This window comes from Acidovorax sp. GW460-11-11-14-LB4 (assembly GCF_059423685.1).
Genome location: NZ_JBWKYJ010000057.1, coordinates 23,691 through 32,764, shown reverse-complemented (window position 1 = coordinate 32,764; position 9,074 = coordinate 23,691). Strand labels below are relative to the sequence as shown.

The 9,074-nt window shown below is 64.7% G+C and carries 9 protein-coding genes; 4 read left to right on the top strand and 5 right to left on the bottom strand.

Annotated features, from left to right (window positions below; translation table 11 throughout):
• The first annotated feature begins 164 nt into the window (after positions 1-164).
• The 3 genes from AC07X4_RS17905 (at position 165) to AC07X4_RS17895 (ending at position 2,790) form a co-directional block, all read left to right on the top strand.
• Positions 165-434 carry a hypothetical protein gene (locus tag AC07X4_RS17905; RefSeq protein WP_494740838.1) on the top strand — a complete coding sequence of 90 codons (270 nt, stop codon included), beginning with the start codon at positions 165-167 and terminating at the stop codon, positions 432-434.
• An 88-nt stretch (positions 435-522) separates the two neighbouring features.
• Positions 523-1,254 carry an osmolarity response regulator transcription factor OmpR gene (ompR, locus tag AC07X4_RS17900; protein WP_015014739.1) on the top strand — a complete coding sequence of 244 codons (732 nt, stop codon included), beginning with the start codon at positions 523-525 and terminating at the stop codon, positions 1,252-1,254.
• Positions 1,255-1,260: 6 nt separating this feature from the next.
• The gene (locus tag AC07X4_RS17895; RefSeq protein ID WP_056064216.1) at positions 1,261-2,790 is read left to right on the top strand and encodes a sensor histidine kinase family protein; all 1,530 of its coding nucleotides are present in this window, start codon (positions 1,261-1,263) and stop codon (positions 2,788-2,790) included.
• A gap of 61 nt (positions 2,791-2,851) precedes the next feature.
• Here AC07X4_RS17895 and gudD read toward each other — a convergent pair whose 3' ends face one another.
• From gudD to kdgD, 3 genes are all read right to left on the bottom strand, one after another.
• Entirely contained in the window at positions 2,852-4,204 is a 1,353-nt protein-coding gene (gene gudD / locus AC07X4_RS17890; protein ID WP_494740837.1) for a glucarate dehydratase, read from the bottom strand.
• A gap of 49 nt (positions 4,205-4,253) precedes the next feature.
• Entirely contained in the window at positions 4,254-5,240 is a 987-nt protein-coding gene (locus tag AC07X4_RS17885; RefSeq protein WP_494740836.1) for a Bug family tripartite tricarboxylate transporter substrate binding protein, read from the bottom strand.
• An 85-nt stretch (positions 5,241-5,325) separates the two neighbouring features.
• Positions 5,326-6,237, bottom strand: a complete 912-nt coding sequence (gene kdgD, locus AC07X4_RS17880) for a 5-dehydro-4-deoxyglucarate dehydratase (RefSeq protein ID WP_056062529.1) — start codon at positions 6,235-6,237, stop codon at positions 5,326-5,328.
• 221 nt (positions 6,238-6,458) lie between these two features.
• Between kdgD and AC07X4_RS17875 the strand changes: the two genes are divergently transcribed.
• On the top strand, positions 6,459-7,496 hold the full coding sequence (locus tag AC07X4_RS17875) for a LacI family DNA-binding transcriptional regulator (RefSeq protein ID WP_494740835.1): 1,038 nt from the start codon (positions 6,459-6,461) through the stop codon (positions 7,494-7,496).
• A 45-nt stretch (positions 7,497-7,541) separates the two neighbouring features.
• Here the strand turns inward: AC07X4_RS17875 and ispF are convergent, their stop codons facing one another.
• The gene (gene ispF, locus AC07X4_RS17870) at positions 7,542-8,021 is read right to left on the bottom strand and encodes a 2-C-methyl-D-erythritol 2,4-cyclodiphosphate synthase (RefSeq protein ID WP_494740834.1); all 480 of its coding nucleotides are present in this window, start codon (positions 8,019-8,021) and stop codon (positions 7,542-7,544) included.
• A 114-nt stretch (positions 8,022-8,135) separates the two neighbouring features.
• A complete protein-coding gene (locus tag AC07X4_RS17865; RefSeq protein ID WP_082522473.1) occupies positions 8,136-9,050 on the bottom strand; it encodes an IspD/TarI family cytidylyltransferase in 915 nt (304 codons plus the stop codon).
• Positions 9,051-9,074 lie beyond the last annotated feature (24 nt).

Below are 9,074 nucleotides of genomic sequence, written 5' to 3'. Positions count from 1 at the left end.
TGCAATCGTTAGCCGCTTCGGGAGCGGCGATTTCAGGAAGAAGAAGCTGCAGGGCTGACATGGGTGGCTCCATGGTGTTAAAGTTCAAATCAATCGCACAATTCACGATTGATCGTGATATTGATTATAGCGATTGATCGCGATTTTAACGATTGGAGTTTACTATGCGTATTGCAGAACTGATAGCTATTGCGAAAATCCGCTCAGGCAAGGAACAGCAGCAGATGGCAACGGAAATGGCAATCACCGCCAGCCGGTTGTCTGCGATCGCAAAAGGAAAGCTCCAGCCGAACGCGTCAGAGGTTGCTTATCTAGCCCAACAGGCGCAAACAGACCTGTTGAAAGCAATTGCGGACATCGAGAGCGAAAGAGAACCCAAGTTCGCACCAATTTGGGCGAAGTTGCTAAGTTCTGCACCTGGGCAAATGTTGTAACAGTTGGTCAAACCCGGCCTCCAAACCCGAACTTCGGCGTTCCAACTGGTCAGAATTGGCTCTGTTACAAATTGGACTTGAGATCAACATGGCCACAACACCCAATCGCACCGACAAAGTTCTGGTAGTGGACGACGACGCCCGCATCCGCGACCTGCTGCGCCGCTACCTCACCCAAGAGGGTTTTGAAGTCATGGTTGCCGAAGACGGCAAGGCCCTCAACCGCCTGCTGCTGCGCGAGACGGTGGACATCATCGTGCTGGACCTGATGATGCCCGGCGAAGACGGTTTGTCGATCTGCCGCCGCCTGCGCGCCGCCAACGACCGCACCCCCATCATCATGCTCACTGCCAAAGGCGAGGACGTGGACCGCATCGTGGGCCTGGAAGTGGGCGCCGACGATTACCTGGGCAAGCCCTTCAACCCGCGCGAGCTGCTCGCCCGCATCCACGCCGTGCTGCGCCGCCGCCCCGCCCAGGAAGCCCCGGGCGCCCCCTCGGGCGACAACGAAGTCGTCACCTTTGGCCCCTTCACCTTCGATCTGGGCACGCGCGCACTGCAGCGCAACGGCGAAGAACTGCCTTTGACCACCGGCGAATTCGCCATGCTCAAGGCCCTGGTGCGCCACCCGCGCCAGCCCCTGTCGCGCGAAAAGCTGGCTCTGCTGGCCCGCGGCCGCGAGTTCGAGCCCTTCGACCGCAGCCTGGACGTGCAGGTATCGCGCCTGCGCAAGCTGGTGGAAGTGGACGCCGCTGCGCCCCGCTACATCCAGACCGTCTGGGGCGTGGGCTACGTGTTTGTGCCGGACGGAACGAGCTGATAGTTCATGGCCAACACTGAGGGCAAGCCGAGATCTTCGTCCCGCAAGTCTGTCACCGCCCCCTCCGACGCCACCAGCCCTGCCCCGCTGGAGGCCATTCGGCGGGCGCGGGAACAGCGTGCGCGCGTCGGTCTGAACCTTTTCTGGCGCACGTTTTTTCTACTGGCCCTGCTGCTGGTGGGCAGCATCCTGGCGTGGCTGCAAACCCTGCGCGCGCTGGAGTTTGAACCGCGCACGCTGCAGACAGCGCAGCAGATTGCGTCGCTGGTGAACCTGAGCCGCGCGGCGCTGGTGCACTCTGACGCCATCGCGCGCGTGTCGCTCATCAAGACCATGGCCGACCAGGAGGGGGTGCGCATCCTGCCGCGCGAGCCCAAGGACAAGTACGCGCTGCTCGATCCGACGGCCCTGGGCAACCGCCTGACCGACGAGTTGACCATGCGCCTGGGCCCTGACACCATCGTGGCGCAAAGCGTGAACGGGGAAAACGGCCTGTGGGTCGGCTTCAACATCAACGGCGACCCCAACTGGCTGTTGATGGACCGCTCGCGCTTCAGTCCGGCAGGGGGACGCACCTGGCTGATCTGGCTGATCACGGCCGCCGCGCTGTCGCTGGCCGGCGCTGCGGCCATTGCACGGCTGATTAACCGCCCGCTCAAGCAGCTGTCCTATGCGGCCAACCGCGTCAAAGACGGTGACTTTGCCGCCAGCCACCTCGACGAAGAAGTGGTGACCAGCGAAATCCGCGAGGTGAACATCGGCTTCAACCGTATGGCCCAAAAGCTGGCCAAGCTGGAACAGGACCGCGCCGTGATGCTGGCAGGCATTTCGCACGACCTGCGCACGCCGCTGGCGCGCCTGCGGCTGGAAACCGAGATGAGCGTGACCGACGAAGTGGCCCGCGAGCACATGGTGGCCGACATCGTGCAGCTAGACGCCACCATCGACAAGTTTCTGGACTACGCACGGCCCGACCACGTCACGCTGACCCCGGTGAACCTGCATGCGGTGGTGTCGTCGTGTGTGTACGCGGTGCAGGACCACCGCGAGCTGCAGATCACCATGGCGGTGCCTGAGGACCTGAACGTGCTGGCAGACGAGGTGGAATTGGCCCGTGTGATCTCCAACCTGCTGGAAAACGCCCGGCGCTACGGCAAGAACGAGGACACGGGCATCACCAACGTGGACATCGCCGCCAAGAGCCGCGAAAACTGGGTGCTGATCAAGTTGCGCGACCACGGCGCTGGCGTGCCGCCTGAGCAGCTGTCCAACCTCACCAAGCCGTTCTTCCGGGGCGACTCGGCGCGCACGGCAGCGGCAGGTGCAGGCCTGGGGCTGTCGATTGTGGACAAGACGGTGCAGCGCATGGGCGGCATTTTTGCGCTGGCCAACTCCAGCACCGGAGGCCTGGTGGCCCACCTGCAACTGCAGCGCGCCACCAGCCTGCCCGAGGGCGTGGACCCCAAGCAGCGCCTGCAGCGCCCATCCGTCAAGCGCCAGCTGCCCCGGCGACGGGCGGAAGACCGGATGGCCTGATCCCCTGCCCTGCCACCAACACAAAGCCCTCCACTGGAGGGCTTTGTGTTTTTGAACCGCCTCAGCGCACCATGCAAGGTGACTTGTTGTTGAACTTCCAGCCGGGGATCAGGTACTGCATCGCAATCGCGTCGTCGCGTGCGCCCAGGCCGTGCTGCAGGTACAGGCGGTGGGCGCGCTCAACCTCGTCCATGTCCAGCTCTACTCCCAGACCGGGCTTCTCGGGCAGGTCAATGAAACCATTCCGGATCTGGAACGGCTGCTTCGTCAGGCGCTCGCCGTCCTGCCAGATCCAGTGCGTGTCGATCGCGGTCACGCGGCCCGGGGCAGCGGCGCCAACGTGGGTGAACATGGCCAGCGAAACATCGAAATGGTTGTTGGAGTGCGAGCCCCAGGTCAGGCCGAAGGCCTGGCACATCTGCGCCACACGCACTGATCCGGCCATGGTCCAGAAATGCGGGTCTGCCAGCGGAATATCCACCGACTGCAGCGCCAGGCTGTGCGCCATTTCGCGCCAGTCGGTGGCCACCATGTTGGTAGCGGTGAGCAGGCCGGTGGCGCGGCGGAACTCGGCCATCACCTCGCGGCCCGAGAACACGCCTTCTGCGCCGCAGGGGTCTTCGGCATAGGCCATCACGCCATGCAGGTCGCGCGTGAGGCGGATGGCGTCTTTCAACAGCCAGCCGCCATTGGGGTCCAGCGTCACGCGCGCTTCGGGGAAGCGCTCGTGCAGCGCGCGGATGGCCTCGACCTCTTCCTCGCCACGCAGCACACCGCCCTTGAGCTTGAAGTCAGCAAAGCCATAGCGCTGGTAAGCGGCCTCGGCCAGGCGCACGATGCCCTCAGCCGTCATCGCCTTTTCGTTGCGCAGGCGGAACCAGTCGTTGTCAGCGCCGGGCTCGGTGCGGTAGGCCAAATCGGTCTTGGTGCGGTCGCCCACATAGAACAGGTAGCCCAGCATTTGCACCGATGTGCGCTGCACGCCGTCGCCCAGCAGCGCGGCCACGGGCACGCCCAGGTGCTGGCCCAGCAGATCGAGAAAGGCCGACTCCACCGCCGTCACGGCATGGATGGTGATGCGAAGGTCAAAGGTCTGCAGGCCACGCCCGCCCGCATCGCGGTCGGCAAACTGGGCGCGCATGGCATTGAGCACGGCGTTGTGGTGACCCACGGGCTGGCCCACGATGAGCGGTCGCGCATCTTCGATGGTCTGGCGGATCTTCTCGCCGCCGGGCACTTCACCCACGCCTGTGTTGCCCGCGCTGTCACGCAGGATGAGCAGGTTGCGCGTGAAGAATGGACCGTGCGCGCCGCTCAGGTTCATGAGCATGCTGTCGTGGCCCGCCACAGGCACCACGCGGAGCTCGGTGATAACGGGGGTGCTGGTGGCAGAAGGATTGGAAGAGTTGGTCATGGTGGTCAGAAAACGAGGATGAGGCGCGCCCGGCGCCTCGTGGCAGGGCTCAATCAGCGGTGATTTTTCGGGTCTCGATCACGGTCTTCCAACGGGCAAATTCGCGCGCTTGGTAGGCGGTGAAGGCTTCGGGCGTGCTGCCGACAATCTCCAGGCCCTGGTCCAGCATGCGCTTTTTCACGGCCGGGTCGTTGATGGCTGCGATGGCTGCGTCCGCGAGCTTCTTCTTGAGTGCAGGCGGCAGGCCCTTGGGTGCGGCCATGCCCTGCCAGGAGTACACCTCAGCACCGGCCACGCCCGCTTCGGCCAGCGTGGGTACATCCGGCAGCACAGGGCTGCGCTTGTCGCCCGTCACAGCGATGGCGTGCAGCTTGCCCGCACGGATGTGCTGCAACACGGCGTTCACGTTCTGGAACGAGAACTCCACCTGCCCGCCCAGCAGGTCGTTGATGGCCGGTGCGCCACCCTTGTAGGGAATGTGCAGGCCTTCGGTGCCACTCTGCTGCCAGAACACTTCGGCAGAAAGGTGGTCTGACGAGCCGTTGCCCGAGCTGGCAAAACTCACCTTGCCCGGGTTGGCCTTGAGCTGGGCGATCACCTCCTTCACGGTGCGCGCCTTCTGTCCGGGGGCTGCGACCAGCACGTTGGGCGCCTGTACCGGAACGGTGATGTAGTCAAAGTCCTTGAGGGCGTCGTACGGCACGCTCTTGAGCAAGTGCGGCGCCACGACAAAGGCACCCAGCGACGACACCAGCAGCGTGTAGCCATCGGCTGGCGCGCGCTTGACCATGCCCGCGCCCAGTGTGCCCGTGGCACCTGGGCGGTTGTCTACCACGAAGTTCTGGCCCAACTTGTCGCCCATGTGCAGGGCCATGGCGCGGGCGACCATGTCGGTGGAACCGCCGGCCGGGAACGGCACGACGATGGTCACGGGTTTATCGGGCCAGGTGGCAGCAGGCGCGGCGGTCTGCGCAGATGCGGCAAAGGCAAGGCCACAGGCGGCAGCAACAAGCAACAGTTTCTTGGCAACGTACATGAGGGTGTCTCCGAAAGTAGTGATGGCAGGCCCTCTGCGGGGCCTCGGGGGTGGATGAGGAAAGGAATGAATCCGCAGACAGCGTTCACTGCGGCCCGAGCTTGTCAATCAGTGCCTTGAGCTCTTCCATCTCGTGGGGCTTGAGGTCCGTCAGCGGCGCCCGCACCGGCCCGCCGTCATGGCCCACGATGCGTGCCCCCGCCTTGATGATCGACACGCCATAGCCCTCCACCCGGTTGCGGATGGCCAGGTACGGCATGAAGAACGACTTGAGCAGCCGGTGCTGCGTGGCCGTGTCATCGCTGGCCACCGCCTTGTAGAACTCCATCGCCGTCTTGGGGATGAAGTTGAACACCGCCGACGAATACACCGGCGTGCCCAGCGCCTTGTAGGCAGCGGCATACACCTCCGCCGTGGGCAGACCGCCCAGGTACGAGAAGCGGTCACCCATCTTCATGTAGATGGAAGACATGGTCTCGATGTTGCCCACACCGTCCTTGAACCCCACCAGGTTCGGACAACGCTCTGCCAGGATGGCCAGGGACTCGGCCGTGAGCTTGGTGCGGTCGCGGTTGTAGACGATCACACCGAACTTCACGCTCTTGCAGACCTGCTCCACATGGGCGATCAGGCCTTCCTGGCCTGCCTCGGTCAGGTAATGCGGCAACAGCAGGATGCCGTGGGCACCCAGGCGCTCGGCCTCCTGGGCATGGGCAATGGCCGTGCGGGTGGGGCCACCGGCACCGGCAATGATCGGCACCTTGCCCCGGCAGGTATCCACGGCCGTCTTGATGACCTCGCTGTACTCGGGGCCGGACAGCGAGAAGTACTCACCCGTGCCACCGGCGGCAAACAGGGCGCTGGCGCCATAGGGGGCGAGCCACTCCAGGCGCTCGATGTAGGTCTTGGGGCGGAAGTTGCCCTGCTCGTCGAAGTCGGTGATGGGGAACGAGAGCAGGCCGGAGCCCATGATGGTTTTGAGTTCTTGCGGGGTCATGGTGAAAAGCGGGCGGTGGGTAAGAGGTCTTTAAAGATCGTACAAGTCACAGAATTTCTGCTCTAAAAGGGGAAATTTCTGCAATTTATGCAAATGTTAACGTTAACATCATCAGACAACATAGTGAAAACCCTTATGTTGACGAATTTCACTGGAGTGCCCTCGCGCAGGGGTGTGCACGGTGCCAGCCCGAAGTCACGCGCCCTTTAGACTCCACCACCATGCAAGCTCCTGACCCGGCCCGCACTGCCCCACCCTCCGGCCGCGACCGCTCGGCGGTCACGCTGCGCGAGGTGGCCGAACGGGCAGGCGTGTCGATGATTACCGTGTCGCGCGCCATCAACACGCCGCAGCAGGTGTCTGAGCGCACACGGCAACGGGTTCAGGAAGCCGTTTCCACTTTGGGCTATGTACCCAACCTGGTGGCAGGCGGGTTGCGTTCGGCGCGCAGCCATGTGGTGACGGCACTGGTCCCCACGCTCACGGGGCCACTGTTTGGTGAAATGGTGCAGGCCCTCACCGATGCGCTGGAACTGCGCGGCTTTCAGGTCATGGTGGGCCAGGTGGGCTACGCCCGTTCACGCGAAGACGAGTTGCTGCGCGCCATCGTGGGCCGGCGGCCCGACGGGATCGTGCTCACGGGGGTCATGCACTCACCCGAGGGGCGGCGGTTGCTGATGGCCTCGGGCATTCCGGTGGTGGAAACCTGGGACTTCACGGACACCCCCATCGACATGCTGGTCGGCCTGCGCCACGAAGCGCTGGGCGCCGCCGTGTGCGAGCACCTGTTCGCCAGGGGACGGCGACGGCTGGCGCTGCTCAGTGGCGGAGACGAGCGCGCGGCGCGGCGCGCTCAGGGGTTTGCGGACGCCGCCGCGCACCAGGGTCTGCGCCCGCCCGCCGTGCGACTGGGTAAATCACCCACCACCCACGCAGATGGCCGTGCCGGGCTCGCAGCCCTGCTGGCCGACGTGCCCGATATCGACGCAGTGTTCTGCAGCTCCGACATGCTCGCCCTGGGCGTGCTCACCGAAGCCAGGGCCCGTGCAATCGCAGTGCCTCAGCAACTCGCTGTGATGGGGTTTGGCGACATCGACTTTGCCGCGACCGTCAGCCCGGCTCTTTCCACCGTGCGCATCGACGGCACACGCATGGGCCAGACAGCAGCTCAGTGGATTGCCGACCGGGCCGAGGGCAAGGCAGTCGCACAGCCCGTGGTGGACATCGGCTTTTCCATCGTGGAGCGCAGCAGCAGCTGAGCGCTGCAAGACCCTGCGCCAAAGGCCGGGCCAATCCCCTGCGGCTTACGCCCGGTAGACCAGCGCTATGGCCCGTGCCTCCATGGCCAGCCCCTGCCCTACCGGGCCCAGGCGCTCGGCCGTCTTGGCTTTCACATTGACCTGGTCCTCTGCCACACCCACCGCGCGGGCGATGGCGGCCCGCATGCCGGGGATGTGCGCCGCCAGGCGTGGGGCCTGGGCGACAACCGTACTGTCGATGTTGCCGATCTCAAAGCCCGCTGAGCGCACCCGCCGCGCCACCTCGGCCAGCAGCACGCCCGAGTCTGCGCCCCGGAACGCAGCATCGGTGTCGGGGAAATGGCGACCAATGTCTCCCAGTGCCGCCGCGCCCAGCAGCGCGTCGGTGATGGCGTGCAGCAATACGTCGGCGTCCGAGTGGCCCAGCAGGCCTGTCGGGTGAGGGATCTCCACCCCACCAATCACCAGGCGGCGGCCGGGCACCAGCGCATGTACGTCCCAGCCTTCTCCAATCCTGAAATTCATTTGTCTGCCTTTGTGAAGGTTTGTGTGAGGAGTCGCGGGGAACGTCGGACGGCTTCCCTCGATGAGCAACGCAGTCAGCGCGCCAGTGATGCGGGCAGCGCCATGCGCAGCTGACTAAAAAAGATTCTTCTTGCCTGGGGCCGTACTCACCTGCCCCCGCTCCCCGCCAAAGCGTTCCAGCGTGGTGCTGTGCGCACGCTGGGCCAGCACCGCAGCCGCCAGCGCGAAATCGTCCGGGTAAGTGACCTTGAAATTCTGTGCTCCGCCGGGCACCAGCCGGGGGTGAAAACCCAGGGCCTCCATCGCACTGGCTTCATCGGTCACGTTGGAGCCCACCTTGTCGATGGCCTCCATCAGCGGGCCGATGCGGAACATCTGCGGCGTCTGCGCCAGCCACTTGTCGCTGCGGTCCACGGTGGAGGCCACGCGCACGCCACCCGGGCCGTCGATGGAAGTCTTGAGCGTGTCGGCCAGCTTGTGCGCCAACAGGCCACCCACACTGTCGCCCGCGCATTGGTCGATGAGCGCATCGATCTGCTCTGAGGTCACGAGGCAGCGCGCTGCGTCATGCACCAGCACCCAGTCGCCAGGCTGGGCACCACGATCGAGCAGCGCCTTGAGGCCACCCAGCACCGTGTCGGCACGCGTGGGGCCACCACACTCCACCACAAAAAATGCGGGATGGGCATGGGCATCCAGAAAGTGATCCCCCGGCGCCACGGCCACCAGCGTACCCAGCAAGCGCCCGACTCCGGCAAACGCAGCCAGTGTGTGCAGCACCATCGGATGGCCTGCCACCAGGTGGTATTGCTTGGGCAACGGGGCAACCGCCACGGGCGCATTGGCAGACAGCGCTGAGGTGGGCGAAAAAGCCGCCACGGTCGATGCCTGCACAGGCTGAGCAGAAGGGGCCATGCCTGCGCCTGCCGGCACGGCCCGCGACCCGACCCCTGCACAGGGCACCAAGGCCCAAAAACGCCCTTGGGCCGACAAGGGGGTGAGCGAAGGGTGCAACAGAGGAGCAGTCATGGAGCGCTCATTCTAAAATCTCTC

What these genes read in the sequence shown, in the direction of transcription:
- AC07X4_RS17905 (WP_494740838.1), top strand. Translation starts at nt 165, where the DNA reads ATGCGTATTGCAGAACTGATAGCTATTGCGAAAATCCGCTCAGGCAAG.
- ompR (WP_015014739.1), top strand. Translation starts at nt 523, where the DNA reads ATGGCCACAACACCCAATCGCACCGACAAAGTTCTGGTAGTGGACGAC.
- AC07X4_RS17895 (WP_056064216.1), top strand. Translation starts at nt 1,261, where the DNA reads ATGGCCAACACTGAGGGCAAGCCGAGATCTTCGTCCCGCAAGTCTGTC.
- gudD (WP_494740837.1), bottom strand. Translation starts at nt 4,204, where the DNA reads ATGACCAACTCTTCCAATCCTTCTGCCACCAGCACCCCCGTTATCACC.
- AC07X4_RS17885 (WP_494740836.1), bottom strand. Translation starts at nt 5,240, where the DNA reads ATGTACGTTGCCAAGAAACTGTTGCTTGTTGCTGCCGCCTGTGGCCTT.
- kdgD (WP_056062529.1), bottom strand. Translation starts at nt 6,237, where the DNA reads ATGACCCCGCAAGAACTCAAAACCATCATGGGCTCCGGCCTGCTCTCG.
- AC07X4_RS17875 (WP_494740835.1), top strand. Translation starts at nt 6,459, where the DNA reads ATGCAAGCTCCTGACCCGGCCCGCACTGCCCCACCCTCCGGCCGCGAC.
- ispF (WP_494740834.1), bottom strand. Translation starts at nt 8,021, where the DNA reads ATGAATTTCAGGATTGGAGAAGGCTGGGACGTACATGCGCTGGTGCCC.
- AC07X4_RS17865 (WP_082522473.1), bottom strand. Translation starts at nt 9,050, where the DNA reads ATGACTGCTCCTCTGTTGCACCCTTCGCTCACCCCCTTGTCGGCCCAA.